Origin of the sequence: Streptomyces sp. NPDC002055, from assembly GCF_040296705.1 — a bacterium.
In the GTDB taxonomy this organism is placed as follows: Bacteria; Actinomycetota; Actinomycetes; order Streptomycetales; family Streptomycetaceae; genus Streptomyces.
Genome location: NZ_JBEOXS010000078.1, coordinates 1 through 15,796, shown reverse-complemented (window position 1 = coordinate 15,796; position 15,796 = coordinate 1). Strand labels below are relative to the sequence as shown.

Annotated in this window: 14 protein-coding genes, 2 tRNA genes and 1 pseudogene; 11 read left to right on the top strand and 6 right to left on the bottom strand. The window is 71.6% G+C overall.

Annotation, left to right across the window (positions count from 1 at the left end; all coding sequences use genetic code 11):
* Positions 1-58: 58 nt before the first annotated feature.
* Both ABT112_RS31275 and ABT112_RS31270 read right to left on the bottom strand, forming a co-directional pair.
* Positions 59-847 carry a maleate cis-trans isomerase family protein gene (locus ABT112_RS31275; protein WP_351515171.1) on the bottom strand — a complete coding sequence of 263 codons (789 nt, stop codon included), beginning with the start codon at positions 845-847 and terminating at the stop codon, positions 59-61.
* A gap of 560 nt (positions 848-1,407) precedes the next feature.
* Complete coding sequence (locus ABT112_RS31270; protein ID WP_351515162.1) at positions 1,408-2,349, bottom strand: maleate cis-trans isomerase family protein; 942 nt, start codon at positions 2,347-2,349, stop codon at positions 1,408-1,410.
* A gap of 214 nt (positions 2,350-2,563) precedes the next feature.
* Here ABT112_RS31270 and ABT112_RS31265 point away from each other — a divergent pair, with 214 nt between their 5' ends.
* Both ABT112_RS31265 and ABT112_RS31260 read left to right on the top strand, forming a co-directional pair.
* On the top strand, positions 2,564-3,529 hold the full coding sequence (locus ABT112_RS31265; RefSeq protein WP_351515161.1) for a D-2-hydroxyacid dehydrogenase: 966 nt from the start codon (positions 2,564-2,566) through the stop codon (positions 3,527-3,529).
* Between the two features lie 115 nt (positions 3,530-3,644).
* On the top strand, positions 3,645-5,060 hold the full coding sequence (locus ABT112_RS31260; RefSeq protein ID WP_351515160.1) for an amidase: 1,416 nt from the start codon (positions 3,645-3,647) through the stop codon (positions 5,058-5,060).
* Between the two features lie 253 nt (positions 5,061-5,313).
* Here ABT112_RS31260 and ABT112_RS31255 read toward each other — a convergent pair whose 3' ends face one another.
* A complete protein-coding gene (locus tag ABT112_RS31255; RefSeq protein ID WP_351515159.1) occupies positions 5,314-5,814 on the bottom strand; it encodes a DUF3830 family protein in 501 nt (166 codons plus the stop codon).
* A gap of 139 nt (positions 5,815-5,953) precedes the next feature.
* On the opposite strand from ABT112_RS31255, the gene ehuB reads away from it, so the two are divergent.
* The 6 genes from ehuB (at position 5,954) to ABT112_RS31225 (ending at position 10,144) form a co-directional block, all read left to right on the top strand.
* Positions 5,954-6,841 (top strand): ectoine/hydroxyectoine ABC transporter substrate-binding protein EhuB, encoded by an 888-nt coding sequence (gene ehuB, locus ABT112_RS31250; protein WP_351515158.1) that lies wholly within the window; start codon positions 5,954-5,956, stop codon positions 6,839-6,841.
* Positions 6,838-7,578 (top strand): ectoine/hydroxyectoine ABC transporter permease subunit EhuC, encoded by a 741-nt coding sequence (gene ehuC / locus ABT112_RS31245; RefSeq protein ID WP_351515157.1) that lies wholly within the window; start codon positions 6,838-6,840, stop codon positions 7,576-7,578. The genes ehuB and ehuC overlap by 4 nt, the downstream gene beginning before the upstream one ends.
* A complete protein-coding gene (gene ehuD, locus ABT112_RS31240; protein WP_351515156.1) occupies positions 7,575-8,225 on the top strand; it encodes an ectoine/hydroxyectoine ABC transporter permease subunit EhuD in 651 nt (216 codons plus the stop codon). Before ehuC ends, ehuD begins: the two co-directional genes overlap by 4 nt.
* Positions 8,215-9,027, top strand: coding sequence for an ectoine/hydroxyectoine ABC transporter ATP-binding protein EhuA (gene ehuA, locus ABT112_RS31235; RefSeq protein ID WP_351515155.1), 813 nt, complete (start codon positions 8,215-8,217; stop codon positions 9,025-9,027). Before ehuD ends, ehuA begins: the two co-directional genes overlap by 11 nt.
* A 231-nt stretch (positions 9,028-9,258) precedes the next feature.
* Positions 9,259-10,017 (top strand): IclR family transcriptional regulator, encoded by a 759-nt coding sequence (locus tag ABT112_RS31230; protein WP_351515154.1) that lies wholly within the window; start codon positions 9,259-9,261, stop codon positions 10,015-10,017.
* 50 nt (positions 10,018-10,067) lie between these two features.
* Positions 10,068-10,144: transfer RNA gene (locus ABT112_RS31225), tRNA-Lys, on the top strand.
* Positions 10,145-10,351: 207 nt separating this feature from the next.
* Here the strand turns inward: ABT112_RS31225 and ABT112_RS31220 are convergent.
* The 3 genes from ABT112_RS31220 to ABT112_RS31210 all read right to left on the bottom strand — a co-directional run bounded on the left by ABT112_RS31220 (position 10,352) and on the right by ABT112_RS31210 (position 13,704).
* Positions 10,352-12,049, bottom strand: coding sequence for an AMP-binding protein (locus ABT112_RS31220; protein WP_351515153.1), 1,698 nt, complete (start codon positions 12,047-12,049; stop codon positions 10,352-10,354).
* Between the two features lie 312 nt (positions 12,050-12,361).
* The gene (locus ABT112_RS31215; RefSeq protein ID WP_351515152.1) at positions 12,362-12,958 is read right to left on the bottom strand and encodes a lytic polysaccharide monooxygenase auxiliary activity family 9 protein; all 597 of its coding nucleotides are present in this window, start codon (positions 12,956-12,958) and stop codon (positions 12,362-12,364) included.
* Between the two features lie 83 nt (positions 12,959-13,041).
* On the bottom strand, positions 13,042-13,704 hold the full coding sequence (locus ABT112_RS31210) for a nucleoside/nucleotide kinase family protein (protein ID WP_351515151.1): 663 nt from the start codon (positions 13,702-13,704) through the stop codon (positions 13,042-13,044).
* Positions 13,705-13,837: 133 nt separating this feature from the next.
* On the opposite strand from ABT112_RS31210, the gene ABT112_RS31205 reads away from it, so the two are divergent.
* The 3 genes and pseudogenes from ABT112_RS31205 to ABT112_RS31195 all read left to right on the top strand — a co-directional run.
* Positions 13,838-13,911 (top strand) — tRNA-Lys (locus tag ABT112_RS31205).
* A gap of 117 nt (positions 13,912-14,028) precedes the next feature.
* Complete coding sequence (locus ABT112_RS31200) at positions 14,029-14,787, top strand: FadR/GntR family transcriptional regulator (RefSeq protein WP_351515150.1); 759 nt, start codon at positions 14,029-14,031, stop codon at positions 14,785-14,787.
* A gap of 368 nt (positions 14,788-15,155) precedes the next feature.
* Positions 15,156-15,796 (top strand): annotated as a pseudogene (locus ABT112_RS31195) (glycosyl transferase); the annotation flags it as partial.

Sequence of the window (15,796 nt, the reverse complement as noted above, 5' to 3'; positions counted from 1 at the left end):
AGGTCGCCCCCGGCGTTCCCGAAGCGCCCGGCGCACGAGGCACCCGAGGCCCCGCGGATCACCCGGGTATCGGCGCGCGGCTCCCCGCTTCGGCCGTGAACAAGGTCCCGAGGTCCGGGCGGAGCACGGCCCGGTCGAGCAGGCGCAGCCCCTCCCAGACAGTGACCTGGTTGGCGGTGAGCACGGGCTTCCCCAGCTCGGCCTCGAGCTCGCCGAGGTGGGCGGCGGTGTGGAGGGCGGTGTCCGGGAGGAGGACCGCCTGGGCCTCGGGGTGGTCGCCCGCCCGGGCGAGCTCCAGCACTTCGTCACGCTCCCAGGTGCCGACCTCGGCGGCGGTGATGATGCCGCTGCCGCGCATGGCGACGACTTCCGTGCCGGCCGCCTTGAGGAAGGCCATGAAGTGCCCGGCGACGTCCTCCGGGTAGGTCGCCGCGATGGCCACCCGGTCGGCACCGACGGCGCGAATGGCACGGGCGAAGGCGAAGGAGGTGCTGGAGGCGGGGAGGCCCGCGGTGCGGGAGAGCTCACGCACCTGTGCGTGCGCGCCCTCCCAGCCGAAGACGAAGCTCGCGCTGGTGCAGGCCCAGACGACGGCCTGCGCTCCGAGGGCCTTCAGCTCCTCGACCCCGGCGGCGAGCCGCCCGGCCGACCCCATCTCCAGCAGGGCGTCGACCCGGTGGGCGTCCTCGCCGATGTCCGTGTGGACCAGGGGGAGCCGGACGCCCGCCGACAGCATGGACTCCAGCCGGGGGTAGTCGTCCTCGGCCGAGTACCCCGGGTACAGGAAGCCGACTGCCGCTCCGGGCGCCGCTTCCTCCGATGCCCGCATCGTCGCCGCGTCTGTCATCTCCACCTCCGTGTCATGTTCCATGCGCTTCTCCCCGAGCTGCCTTCTTCTCGAGCTGCGCCCTTTCTCAAGCTGCGCCGCCTTGGAGCTGCGCTGCCTTGGAGCTGTACTGCCCTGGAGCTGTGCTGCCTTCCTGGCTGTGCTGCCTTCCGAGCTGCACTGCCTTCGACGTGCGCTGCCCTTTCGACCTGTCCTGCCCTTTCGACCTGCGCCGCCCTTTCGAGCTGCGCTGTTTCTCCTGCGGTCCCGACCGGCTCTTCCGGTCCGGACCGGACGGCGCCCGTGTGTCCCCAGCCGCCGTCCGTTGCGCGGACGGCTCCCGTGCAACTGCTCTGATTACACCGGCGGGCTCCGTGGGGTTCCGCCCGTGCCGTCTTCTGCCGGTTTTCCGGTCGGCCTTCACCCCTGTGGGTGAGCTGGTCCCAGCACCCCTGTGGGTGAGCCAGGCCCAGCGCCGCCGGAAGGGGCACCGGCGCATCCTGGCGGATCCCGGCGCGCCCCGCCGGCGGCCGGATGCCGGGCCACCGGGCCGGGCCGGCAGAGCTGAGAGGCCGGGTTCCTCACCCGAGCGCGGACCCGCCCGGCTCGTCCGGGTACAGCGGCGGTTCCAGGCCGTCCCCGGCGTCGCCCGCGTCCGGCTGGGCCGCGGGGGCCGCGAAGGCCGCCTCCGGCTCCGGCCGTTCCGTCGAGTGCGTCGGCCCCGGCAGGGAGCCCGGACGGACCGGCGGGTACTCCGGCTGGGACGCCATGGCCGCCGGGCCGCGTCTGGCCACCGGATCCAGCAGCGCCTGGTACGGGCCGACCGCCTGTTCGCCGATCCGGGCCAGGGCCGCCCACATGGTCACCTGGTTCGCCGACAGCACCGGCATGCGCAGCTCCGCCTCGAGCTGCGGGATCACGTCGTACGTCGGGAGGTTGGTGCAGCTGATGAAGAGCGCGTCCGCCGCGCCCACCACCGCCTGCCGCGCCATGTCCACCACATCGCGGTACGGCACCTTCCAGATGTGCCGGGTCAGTCCGAGATACGCGCGCCCGGTGACCGAGATGCCGCCCTCGGCGAGGTAGTCCTCCAGGGAGGTGGTCACCGACTTGGTGTACGGGGTGACCAGGGCGATGCGCCGGGCGCCGATCTCCCGCAGGGCGGCGAGCAGGGCACCCGAGGTGGTGAGCGCCGGGAGCTCCCCGGACTGCTCCATGGCCGCGCACATCCCGCGCTCGCCGGCCATTCCGCCGACGAAGCTGCCCGATGTGCAGGCGTAGGCGACGACCTCCGGGGAGACCGCGCACAGGGCCTGCACGGCTTCGCGCAGGGTCTCGTGCTCGCTCACCATCCGGGCCAGGTCGAGACTGACCTCGACCGGCACAAAAGGCGTCCGCGTGAGGTACAGCGACACGTCGTCGGGCACCCAACGCCACAATTCTCGATCAAGAGCGAAATCGAACGGTGCTACGACACCCACACCACGCTGTGGCTGCGGACCACCCAGAAAGGAGACGTCCATTTCGAGCCCCAATACACAACGGAGGGCTGGCACGATGGCAGGAAGAAACGAAAAGCCGGAACACGCCGGGACGCCGGGACAGAAGTCGGGCAGATGCCCGTGTTGACGAAGGTAGTTTCCGCTCCCTAGCGTGGTCAATCCTCGGTTTCTCCGGCTTCTCGCCGACCTTCCGAATCAGCCAAGCGGACCTACGTTGCGAAATGGTTTCCCGCCCATGTCCGAGCGCACCCTTCTCGTATTCGGCACCGATCCCGAGCCCCGGCTGGACCGGCTGACCGGGCGCGTCCGCATCGTGACCTGCGACGAGCGGTCCCTTCCCGAGCTGCTGCCGACCGCGGACGCACTTCTCGTCTGGGACTTCACCTCCGACGCGGTACGCGCCGCCTGGCCGGGCGGCGGCCCCCGGCCGGGCTGGGTGCACACCGCGAGCGCCGGTGTCGACCGGCTTCTCTGCCCCGAGCTGGCCGGCTCGGACACCGTGGTGACCAATGCCCGCGGGGTCTTCGAGCAGCCGATCGCCGAGTACGTCGCCGGCCTCGTCATCGCCATGGCCAAGGATTTTCCGGGCAGTTGGGAGCTCCAGCGGCAGCGGCGCTGGAAGCACCGGGAGACGATGCGGGTGGCCGGAAGCCGTGCGGTCGTCGTCGGTTCCGGGCCGATCGGCCGGGCCATCGGCCGGACCCTGATGGCGCTGGGGGTCGCCACGGACCTGGTGGGCCGGACGGAGCGCGAGGACGATCCCGAGTTCGGCCGGGTGCACGGCAGCGCCGCCCTGGACGGTCTGCTGCCGTCGGCCGACTGGGTGGTCTGTGCGGCGCCCCTGACGGATGCCACCCGGGGCATGTTCCACGCCTCCGTATTCGGTCGGATGAAGCCGTCGGCCCGGTTCATCAATGTCGGCCGCGGGCCGATGGTGGTGGAGAAGGATCTGGTCGACGCATTGCTGGCACGGACCATCGGCGGCGCGGCCCTGGATGTCTTCGAGGAGGAGCCGCTGCCCGCCGACAGCCGGGTCTGGGATGTGCCGGGTCTGTTCGTGTCGCCGCACATGAGCGGGGACACGGTCGGCTGGCGGAATGCCCTCGCCGAACAGTTCATGGACAACTTCGACCGCTGGGCCGCGGGCGAGCCGCTGCTCAATGTGGTCGACAAACGGCTGGGCTACGTCCCGGTGGCCTGACCCGGCCCGGTTCCGGTGCCGCGTCCCGCCCGGCCGCCGGGCGGGAGGCGCCGCGTCCCGGCCCCGTCCGCGTTCCGATCCCGCGCGCCCCGAGCGGCTTTCCGATGGAGGCTGGATGACCGAGCTCAGCGACCTCACCGCGGTACGACTCGTCGAGGGTTTCGCCTCGGGCGCCTTCTCCCCCGTCGAGGCGGCCCGCGCCGCGCTGGAGAGGATCGAGCGGACCGAGCCAGCCCTCAACGCGTTCGTGCGGGTCGACGCCGAGGAGGCGCTGGGCCGGGCCGCCGAGTCCGCGGAGCGGTGGCGCCGCGGCGAGCCGGCCGGCCTGGTGGACGGCGTCCCGGTGTCGGTGAAGGACATCCTGCTGCAGCGCGGCGCCCCGACCTTCCGGGGCTCGCGGACCGTCCGGGCCGAGGGCCGGTCCTGGGACGAGGACGCGCCCGCGGTGGCGCGGCTGCGCGAGCACGGTGCGGTGTTCCTCGGCAAGACGACGACGCCGGAGTTCGGCTGGAAGGGCGTCACGGACAGCCCGCGGCACGGGGTCACCGGCAATCCGTACGACCCGGGGCGCACCGCGGGCGGGTCCAGCGGGGGCAGTGCCGCCGCGGTGGCGGTGGGCGCGGGTCCGCTGAGCCTGGGGACGGACGGGGGCGGTTCGGTCCGCATCCCCGCGGGCTTCTGCGGGATCTTCGCCCTCAAGCCCACCTACGGCCGGGTGCCGAACTATCCCGCGAGCCCGTTCGGGACGCTGGCGCACGTCGGGCCGATGACGCGTGACGCGGCGGACGCGGCGCTGCTGATGGATGTGATCACCGGCCCCGACGCGCGGGACTGGTCGCAGCTGGGCCGGGTGTCCGGGACGTTCCGCGACGGGCTGGGCGGCGGGGTCGCGGGCCTGCGCGTCGCCTGGTCCCCGGACTTCGGCGGCCGGGTGGCCGTCGATCCGCAGGTGGCCGGGGCGGTCCGGCGGGCGGTCGAGAGGCTGGCGGAGCTGGGCGCACACGTGGAGGAGGCGGACCCCGGCTTCGCGGATCCGGTGGACGCGTTCCACACCCTGTGGTTCAGCGGCGTGGCCCGCGTGGTGCAGCATCTCGGCACGGAGGAGCGCGCGTTGCTCGACCCGGGGCTGCGGGAGGTCTGCGAGCGGGGCGCCGAGTACAGCGCGCTGGACTACCTGGCGGCGGTGGACGAGCGGATGGCGCTGGGGGTGGCGATGGGCCGGTTCCACGAGCGGTACGACCTGCTGGTGACGCCGACCCTGCCGATCACCGCGTTCGAGGCGGGGTCCGAGGTGCCCCGGGGCTCGGGGCTGAGCCGGTGGACCGGCTGGACGCCGTTCACCTACCCCTTCAACCTGACCCAGCAGCCCGCGGCGTCCGTGCCGTGCGGACGGGACCGGGACGGCCTGCCGATCGGGGTGCAGCTGGTCGCCGCACGCCACGGGGACGCCCTGGTGCTGCGGGCGGCGCACGCGCTGTACGAGGCGGGGGTCGCGGACGGCGTCGGCCCGCCGCCGGCGGTGCGCGGCTGACCCGCGGGCCCACGGCCGGCTTTGGGTGTCACCGACCGCGGAAGCGTGTCGACCGGACTTCCGGTGTCACCGACCGCGTAGGCGTGTCGACCGGATGCGCACCGCTCAGGAGGGAGCCGCTCCGAGGCGCCCGCTCGCCCCATCCCGGACGAGGTCCGGGTCCGTCGGCCCCGCGGGGCGGGTGGCGGACCCGGACGGCTCGCCCTGGGTCTGTCGGCAGGTGTTCGGCCCAGGCCTGTGGGAAGGGCTCGCCCTAGGCCCGTCGGAAGTTGAGCGTCTCGCCCAGCGCGCCGGCCCGCCACAGGTCCTGGCAGGCGTCGGCCATGCGGTCGAGCCCGTCCACGACCGAGCCCCAGACGATGCCCGGGACCCACCCGGCGTCCCCGTTGATCAGCAGGTTGTTGCGCTCGTAGAACAGCGCCAGGTCGACGACCTGGACCTGCCCCTGGTGCTTGGCCTGCTGCTCGTACCCGTAGGACTTCGTCCCCAACTGGGTGTCGGAGAAGGTGAAGTAGCACAGGTCCCCCGGGATGGGGGTGATGGTCGGGTTCTCCAGCGGCGGCTCGGCCGGGGCGAAGGGGGGCAGCAGCGCGTAGATCTCGTTGCGTGCGTACTTGGCGTGGTAGACGTCTCCGCCCAGCGGAAGGGCGTTCCACACCGCATCACAGGTGATCGGCGCGCGTTCGTCCAGCAGCTTCGCCGTACAGGTGACACCGCGCTTGTCGAGCGAGACTTCGATGAAGCGGTCTGCCATCGTGGGTCCTCTCGGTCGGATACGTGCCCCATTGTGTCTATCTGGTCAAGCGCGCCGATCACAACCGGCTGAAAACGATCGGAATATTTGATGCAGGGCCGGGTAGCCGCGCGCCCATGGCTCACCACAGGGGAACGACATGATCGAGAGACCGGTCAGCCGCCGCTCATTGCTCGCGGGAGCGGCAGCGTTCGGCGCGTTGGGAGCAGCCGGCTGCAGCCGGGTCTCCACTGCCGATGTCACGGACGGGGGCAACCTGCTGGAACGCCTCCGCGCCCAGGGCACGGTACGGCTGGGGATCGCTGGTGAGATCCCCTTCGGCTACATCAGCAAGAAGGCGGAGGTCACCGGAGAGGCCCCGGAACTTGCAAAGATCATTTTCAAGCGGCTCGGCGTGCCGCACGTCCAGCCGGTCCCGACCGAGTTCGGATCACTGATCCCCGGTCTCAATTCGCAGCAGTTCGATGTGATCTCCGCGGGCATGTTCATCACCCCGGAGCGATGCAAACAAGTCCTTTTCGCCGACCCCGACTACCAGGTGCTGGACGCCCTCATCGTCCGCAAGGGGAATCCCAAGGGGCTGCGGAACTACGCCGACGTCAAGCGGACCGGCGCCAAGCTGGCGAGCGGCACCGCCTACGCCGAGATCGACTACGCGGTGGACGCCGGGGTCAAGCGCGACTCCATCCAGGTCTACCCGGACCAGCTGGCGGGCCTGCTGGCCGTCGCCCAGGGCCGGGCCGACGCCTTCGCCGGGACCAGTCTGACGGTGCGCAACGTCATCGAGCAGACCAGGAACCCCAAGGTCGAGGGCACCGAACCGTTCCTGCCGAAGCTCGACGGCAAGCCGGCGTACGGCGCGGGCGCCTTCGCCTTCCGCAAGGGCGAGACGAAGCTGCGGAACGCCTTCAACGAACAGCTGCTGAAGATGAAGAAGAGCGGCGAGCTCCTCCGGGTGGTCAAGCCCTTCGGCTTCACCGCCACCGAGATGACCGACCTGACGGCAGAGGAGCTGTGCAAGGGATGACAGCCGAACTCTGGGGACTGATCTTCAAGGGCGTCTGGATCACGGTCCAGCTCACGATCTACAGCGCGGCCCTCGGCGCTGTGGTCGCCTTCGTCACCGGGATCGCCCGCACCTCGCGGTTCTGGATCGTCCGCTTCCTCTCCGGCCTCTACGTGGAGGTCTTCCGCGGGACATCGGCGCTGGTGCTGATGTTCTGGCTGTTCTTCGTGGTGCCGCTGGCGTTCAACTGGCAGTTCGTGCCGATGTGGGCCGCCACGCTCGCCCTGGGGCTCTCCTACGGCGCGTACGGCTCGGAGATCGTCCGCGGCGGCATCGCCGCCGTCGCCCCGGCGCAGCGCGAGGCCGGTATCGCACTGAGCTTCTCCCCCTGGCAGCGACTGCGGCTGGTCATCCTGCCGCAGGCCGTGCCGGAGATGCTGCCGCCGTTCAACAACCTGCTGGTCGAGCTGCTCAAGGGCACCGCCCTGGTCTCACTGCTCGGCGTCGGTGACATCTCCTTCGCGGCGCAGCTGGCCCGCCTGGCGACCGGCGAGAGCGGCAGCATCTACTTCACCATCCTCCTGATGTACTTCGTGCTGGCCTTCCTGCTCACCCGGGTGATGCGGCTGGCCGAGAGCCGGGCGAAGGCGCGGATCGGCCAGAAGCCGGAGAAGGGCGGCGGCATCGTCCGCAAGCTCGGCATCCGGCAGGAGACCGATCAGTCCTTCGGCATGACCGTCGTGGGAGGCCCGTCATGAGCTGGGACTGGTCCGTCGTCGGCGACTTCATGCCGATGTTCTGGGACGGCGTCAAGGTCACCCTGCAGGCGACCGTGCTGGGCTCCCTGCTGGCGTTCGCGCTGGGTCTGGTCTGGGCGCTGGTGCTGCGGGTCCCGTCCCGCTTCGTGCGGTGGCCGGTGGGGATCTTCGTCGAGTTCATCCGCAACACCCCGCTGCTGGTCCAGCTGTTCTTCTTCTTCTTCGTGCTGCCCGAGTGGGGCATCCAGACCACCGCGCTGGCCACCGGCGTCATCGGCATCGGTCTGCACTACTCGACGTACACCGCCGAGGTGTACCGGGCCGGTATCGAGGCCGTGCCGCAGGGCCAGTGGGAGGCGGCCACCGCGCTGAGCCTGCCGCGCGGCCGCACCTGGCGCTCGGTGATCCTGCCGCAGGCGATCCGCCGGGTCGTCCCGGCGCTCGGCAACTACGTCATCGCGCTGCTGAAGGACAGCCCGATGCTGCTGGCCATCGGCGTCCCGGAGATGCTGAACGAGGCCCGGCTGTTCGGGGCCGAGACCTTCCAGTACATCGAGCCGTACACCGTGGTCGGTGTCGCCTTCATCCTCATCTCCTACCCGGCATCCCTCCTCATGCGATTCCTGGAGCGTCGTCTTGTCCACTGACAACACCCCCGCCCCGCCCGTTCCGGGAAGCGCGAACGGCAGCGAGCTGATCCGCTTCGACCAGGTGACGAAGCGTTTCGGCAGCAACACGGTCCTGGACCACCTCGACTTCACGGTGGCGCCGGGCAAGCACGTGACCCTCATCGGCCCGTCCGGCTCCGGCAAGACCACGATCCTGCGGCTGCTGATGACGCTGGCCAAGCCGGACGAGGGCACGATCCGGGTCGCCGGGGAGTACCTCACCCACGAGGACAAGGGCGGCAAGCTCGTCCCGGCGGGCGAGAAGCACAGCCGGGAGATCCGCAAGAAGATCGGCATGGTCTTCCAGCAGTTCAACCTCTTCCCCAACATGAAGGTGCTGCGGAACATCACCGAGGCGCCGGTCCATGTGCTGGGCCTGGGCAAGGACGAGGCCGAGGAGCGGGCCCGCGAGCTGCTGGAGCTGGTGGGGCTGACCGAGCACATCGACAAGTACCCGACCCAGCTCTCCGGCGGTCAGCAGCAGCGGGTGGCGATCGCCCGGGCGCTGGCGATGCGGCCGCAGGTGCTGCTGCTGGACGAGGTGACCTCGGCGCTGGACCCGGAGCTCGTGGCCGGTGTGCTGGACGTGCTCCGGGACATCGCGCACAGCACCGACATCACCATGCTGTGCGTGACCCACGAGATGAACTTCGCCCGGGACATCTCGGACGACGTGCTGATGTTCGACTCGGGCCGGGTCATCGAGTCCGGTCCGCCGGAGAAGATCTTCAGCGAGCCGGAGCACCAGCGCACCCGGGAGTTCCTCAGCGCCGTGCTCTGACGTCCCAGCTCCGACGGTCACTCCGTGACCGGGGCATATGCCATGGTGGCGCGCTCCTGCCCGGCCGGGCGGGAGCGCGCCGTCGATCTCACCAACAGCTGCTCCCTTTCGGCCTCTTGGCGGCTATCGTGGTATCCCAGCCCAGCTGCCGGGCCCGCATGGAGCGCCACTCCCTCGTCACCGGCAGCGACGGCCACGACGCAAGCGGTCACAACCTGCTAGGGGGAAACCGTGGCGCTCAAGCCCGAGCCGACGGCGCCGTTCCAGTCGGTGCAGTACGCACTCCGTGTGCTCGAATGCGTCGCCCGGCACGGCGGTGGCGTCACCGGCGCGCAGATCGCGCGCGAGACCGGCGTGCCGTCCGGCCGCCTCTCCCCCATGCTGCTGATGCTGCGCCGCGAGGGCTATGTGGAGCAGGTCGCCGACGGCGCGTACGTCATGGGCGAATCGCTCGTCCTGCTCGGCTCGGGCGACGACCGCCGGCAGGCCCTGGAGGACAAGCTCCAGCGCACCCTGTCGGAGATCCGCGACTCGGTCGGAGCGGCGGTCTACATCAGCCGCTACATCGACGGCGAAGTCAAGATCACCCAGTATGCCGACGGGCCCCGCGCCCCGAAGGTCAACGAATGGGTGGACTTCCGGTCCGCGGCCCACGCGAGCGCGGTCGGCAAGTGCCTGCTGACGCAGCTCGACCACAACGGCCGGCGCGACCACCTCTCCCGGCACAAGACGGCCCGGCTCACCTCGCGGACGATCACCAGCGAGAAGGTGCTCTTCACCAAGCTGGACAACCAGCCGCCCACGGTGCCGGTGCTCGACCTCCAGGAGTACGCGGTGGGCACGGTCTGCGCGGCGGTGCCGATCACCGCGGGGCAGGCGGTCGGCTGCCTGGCGCTGTCGCTGCCGATCGAGCACGCCCACCGGCTGCGCAAGGCTGCTGACGCGCTCAACCGCAAGGCCGCGCCGGTGCTGCTCTCGCTCGCCATTTGAGGTGGTCAGGAGCACCCCCGGGGAGCAGGTAGTATTTACGTCGTCAGCGAGCGCCGCTAGCTCAGTTGGTTAGAGCAGCTGACTCTTAATCAGCGGGTCCGGGGTTCGAGTCCCTGGCGGCGCACCATGCAAAACGCTGTTGACCTGGGCGTTCTCGGTTCTCCGAGAACGCCCTGAGTCATTTCCGGGCCAATATCCTGCGTCATTTCCGGGCCGGGTCATTTCCGGGCCGTGCCTGCTCCCGCCCCGGTGTCATGCCGGATCCGGGTGCCAGGTCCGGGCCTGCGGCCACGGCGGTCGGTGCCCGCCGTGGGATGCGGCGGCCGGCCACCGGTCAGCGCCCCAGCAGGTCGTCCCGGCCCTGTTCCCGGTAGTGCGTGAGCAGCCGTGCGACGTCCTCCCCGTCCAGCCGCCGGTACGCGGTCCCGCACCGGCCCGTGTCCGGCGGGGACCACCAGACGGGGTCGGGGCAGCGGAAGCCGTCGCGGCGCAGGGCGGCCCGGTGGATCTTGTTGGTCGCGGTGACCGGCATGGCGGCCGGTATGCGCACGAACCGGGGGGCCATCTTGGTGCCCAGGTCGGGCCGGGCGGCCAGGAACGCGGCGAAGTCCTCCGGGGCGAAGGCCGCGCCCGCGCGCAGGGCCAGGGCGGCCATGACCTGGTCGCCCGCCACCGGGTCGGGGACGGCGTAGACGGCCGCGGAGGCGACCGGCGGATAGTCGGCCAGGATGTTCTCGATCATGGCGGCGGCCAGGTTCTCGCTGTCGACCCGCAGCCGGTCGTCGGTGCGCCCGGCGAAGTGGAAGAAGCCCTGGGGGTCACGGAAGAAGAGGTCGCCGGTCCAGTACCAGCCGCCGCGGGTGCGGGCCGCCTCGGCCGCCGGGTTCCGCCAGTAGCCCTCGAAGGGGCTGCGGCCGCGGTTGACCAGTTCGCCGATCGCCGCGTCGCCGTTCAGCAGCCGCCCGGACCGGTCGAGAACCGCCCGCGGCCGCTCCTCCCCGGTCTCCGGGTCGACCACCGCGAGGTCGGCGCCGGGGGCGGCGCGGCCGATGGCGCCGGGCGGGGCGTCCGGCGAGCGCTGGAGGGCGGCGCCGCCCTCCGAGGAGCCGTAGCCCTCGACGAGCCGGACGCCGAAGCGGGCGGTGAAGCGCGCCGCGTCGACCGCGCCCGCCTCGGTGCCGAAGCCGGTGCGCAGCGGGTGGTCGCGGTCGTCCGGGCGCTCGGGGGTGGCGAGCAGATACTGCACGGCGCGGCCGACGTAGGTGAAGTAGGTCGCCCCGAAGGCCCGGACGTCGGGCAGGAAGCCGGACGCGGAGAAGGTGCGGCGCAGCGCGACGGCGGCTCCGCTCACCAGGGCGGGCGCCCAGTCGGCGAGCACGGCGTTGCCGTGGAACATCGGCATGCAGATGTAGTGGACGTCGTCCGGGCCCAGGCCGAAGTACGTCACCAGGGAGCGGCCCGCGGCGGCGAGCCGGCCTTGGGAGCAGATGGCGGCCTTGGGGGCGCCGGTGGAGCCGGAGGTGAAGGAGAGCAGGAACCGGGTGCCGGGGCCGACGGGGCTCAGCCGCGCCTCGCCGGGGCGGGCGTCGGCGTACGGCGCGAGCAGGGCGGCGTAGCCGGGGTCGTCGACGACGAGGACGCGCTCCCGGGGAATGCCGAGGTCCAGGCCGCGGAGCAGCGGCAGGTGGGCCCGTTCGGTGATCAGCAGGCCGCAGTCGGTGTGGGTGATGTCGCGGGCCAGTTCGGGGCCGCGACGGGTGGGGTTGATGCCGACGACGGTGGCGCCGGCGAGGGCCGCGGCGGCGAGCCACACCGGATACTCGGGGACGTTGTCCAGCAGGACGCCGACGTGCGGCTCCGCGCGGGGCGGCAGCAGGTCGGCGAGCAGCGCGGCGCGGGCGGCGGCCCGGGCCGTGAGCTGGTGCGCGGTGAGCAGCCGGTCCTCGTACTTGAGGCCGGGGCGGTGGTCACCCCAGCGGGCCTGCACCAGCTCCGCGACCGTTTCCGCTGCGGTCTCCGCTGTCGTCCCCATGGCGAGGCACCATAATTGACGGTTCGTCAGATGTGCAGGGCGCGGACCGGCCGAACCGGTTCGCCGGCACGGGACGGCCGTGCCGGTGTCACCGGCACGGACCGGCCGGACCGGTCGCGGCCCGGAACGGCCGAACCCGCCGCCGGCACGGAACGGCCGAACCCGCCCGAGCGCGGGCCCGCCCGGACCCGCCCGGACCCGCCGAGGGCGCGGACCGGGTGAACCGGCCCGCGCCCCCGCCGCAGCACGGCGACGGAGCGGCGGCCCCGCGGGGCGGGTACCGGCCCCGCGGGGCGGCCGGCAGCAGCCCCGTCAGCCCGGGAAGCGCACGTCCGAGCAGGCGTAGAAGGCGTTCTCCGTGTCGGCGATGGTCCAGACGCCCACGATCAGCTGCTTGCCGGTGCGTCCGGAGGGGAGGGTGCCGGTGTGGGTGACGGTGGTTCCCGGGCGGGCGCCGCCGAACGGGACGGTGAGGAACGGCCGGGTCTCCAGCGCCGACCGGGTGAGCGGGCGGGCGGGGTCGTAGCCCGGCTTGGTGAGGTAGTAGCGGAAGTCCTCGGTGGCGTGCGGGGCGGTGAGTCTCCAGCTGAAGGTGTAGCGCTCACCGGCGGTCACCGCGGTGGCGGGCCAGGCGCCGCCGCGGGGGTCGTCGAGCTGGGCGAAGCGGCTGTTCCCGCCGCTGCAGATGGTGCCGTCGGCGGGGCCGCGCAGCGGGAACCCCTTGGACCCTTCGACGCTCTGCGGCTCCCACTGGATGGGGCCGCAGTCCTGCACGGCGCCGTTGGCGCAGAGGACCTGCCGGCTGACGGGGAGGTGGGGGCTGCCGTGACCGGTGGCGCCGCCGGCAGCGAGGAGGAGGGTGCCGGTGAGGGAGAGGCCGACCACGGCCGCACGGGTGCGTGTGCGCATGCTGTGCTCCTGGAGAACGTGGGGATGTTCTGCGAGCAGGGGTGATGAGCTCAGCGCGGTTCAGGTCCAGACCAATTGGCAGGCTAATCCCGGCCATTGGAGATGTCCAGACCAATCGGCGGCAGGACGCGGTCGCAGTTCCCCCGCGCACGCTCGACCTGTTCGCCGTTGGGGCGGTCGTTGGTGTCCACCCACGCCCGGGCCTCCTCGGCGGTCCGGCCGCCGGCCAACTGCCGGGCGACGAGCCGCCGGTCGCGCGCCTCGGCCGGAGCCTCGACGTACCAGACCTCGGCCATCCGGCGCCGGGCGGCGGTCCAGCCGGGCCCGTCGCAGGCGAGGTAGTTGCCCTCGGTGACGACGAGCCGGGTGCCGGGGCGGATCAGGTGGCGGGCGGCGACAGGTTCGTGCAGGGTCCGGTCGTAGTCCGGCACGTAGATGTCATGGCCGGTCTCGGTGACGGTCCGGTGCAGCAGCGCCGCGTACCCGTGGGCGTCGAAGCTGGGCGCGGAGCCCTTGCGGGAGGCCAGGCCGAGCCGGTCGAGCTGGGCGTTGGAGAGGTGGAAGCCGTCGAGCGGGAGATAGCCGGCCGCGCCGGGGCCGCGCCGCCGCTCGATCTCGGCGACCAGGGCGCGGGCGAGAGTGGACTTGCCGGCTCCGGGCGGCCCGGCCAGCCCGAGGACGACCCGGGGGCCGGACTCGCGCTCGGCGAGGCGCCAGGCGTCGGCCGCCAGTGCGTGGATCTCCATGCCGCCGCAGCGTACGCGCACGGCTCCCGCCCCGGAGGATGTGACCCGGGCCACTCCCCACCCCCTCTCCAGGGCCGGCCGGCGGCCGATTCGGAGCATCCCCGGACGTCGGGTAGGATCCTTCCGTCAGCAGGCGCCGCTAGCTCAGTTGGTTAGAGCAGCTGACTCTTAATCAGCGGGTCCGGGGTTCGAGTCCCTGGCGGCGCACATGACACTCCGGTCCCCCTCGCCTCGGCGAGGGGGACCGGAGTCGTTTTCGGGCCGACACCTTCCGTCGGCGGCCCAGGGATGGCCAAAACGAAGGTTGCGGTGCAGAGTCGCGGAATGGCGAGCGACATCCAGGACCGGATCAAGAAGCTGATCATCGACCGGCGGCTGCCGTCCGGCGCCCCGCTGCCCACCGAGACCGAGCTCATGGAGCTGATCGGGGTCAGCCGCAACTCCGTCCGCGAGGCCCTCAAGGCACTGCAGGCGATGGGCATCGTGGAGATCCGGCACGGCTTCGGCACCTACGTGGGGCCGATGTCCATGGCGCCGATGATCGAGGGACTGACCTTCCGCACGGTCGCCGGGCACTTCCGAGGCGAGGACAGCCTCCTCCAGCTGCTGGAACTGCGCGAGGCGATGGAGACCGGTCTGATAGCACGGCTCGCCGGGCGCGTTTCCGCCACCGATCTCGCTGAACTGGAAGCGCTCGTGGCACGTATGGAGAGGGAGGCCTCCGGCGGCGCGGTCCAGGCGGACACCGACCGGGCCTTTCACGCCACCCTCTACCGCGGGATGGAGAACCTTCTGTTGAGCGAGCTCCTGGAGGCCTTCTGGGACGCCTTCCACCGGGTACGCACGGATCTGACGCACACCCCTCCGGACCCCGGGGTCACCTTCCGACAGCACCGGGAGATCCTGCACGCCGTGCGCTCCGGGGACGCGGCCCGCGCGGAGGAGGCGCTGCGCGACCATTTCGGCGACATCCGCACCCGGTTGCGGTCCGCCCGCGAGGAGCGCCGGGCCCACGATCCGGAAGCACCGGCCGGCCCCGAAGCGCCGATGACGCCTCGCCAGCGGGTCGCTGACGGTGCGTGAGTTTCCTGTCCGCCCGGCCCAACCCAAATGCTCCCTAAATGGACACATACGACCGATAATGTGTGCGTTTCGGCCTTGCGATCAAGCGTGCGGGTTCGGGAGCCTATCCTGAACCTCGCAGCTCCAGCGGGTAAATGGAATCTCAAACGTGCGCGCCGGGGCTCGAACGGTTGCGTTCGATATCGGGGTGGGGCCCCTGTTCACGTGCAGGTACGTGAACGTGCATCATGCAACCGGAAGGTGGTTGTTCGAAGTCTTAACGAACGACCACCCGAAAAACGCTGGGCCGGGGTCTGTCGAGGGGGACCTTGACCCGGGACCAGAAGCCATACGAACACGCACTGACCTGCGTGCGGGGGGAATGACCCATGACGTCGACGCCTGACGGCGCCCGGCACTCCTACGACGCGTCGCGGACGACCCGGCTCCGCGTACCCCAGCAGCACCGTCCGGCCCGCCGCCCTCGGCGCGCCAAGAAGGTCCTGCCGCGCTACGACTACGAGCACTACAGCCGGCTCGCCGGGCCCCTCACCCAGCCCGACCCCGACCAGCCGTACCGGGTGCGCTACCGCAGCCTGCTGGCCGAGGAGCCGCACCGCATCCGGGCGGCGCTGTTGCTGGGTGCCGCACCGCTGGTCTCGCTGGGGCTGTTCGGCTGGCTGATGCAGCCCGCGCACTGGACCGAGCGCGACAACGCGTCGGACACGCTGATCGTTCTCGACGCCATCATGCTGGTGGCGATCGGGCTGATCGAGCTCTTCCGCACACTGAACGTGCTGTCCAACGCGCACGCCACGCTGGTGGCGCGGGATCCGGTGCCGGTGGTGCCGGAGAAGGGCACCAAGGTCGCCTTCCTCACCTCGTTCGTGCCCGGCAAGGAGCCGATCGAGATGGTGACCAAGACCCTGGAGGCCGCCGTCCGCATCCGGCACCGCGGCCTGCTGCACGTGTGGCTGCTGGACGAGGGCGACGACCCCGAGGTCAAAGAGGTCTGCGCCCGGCTCGGCGT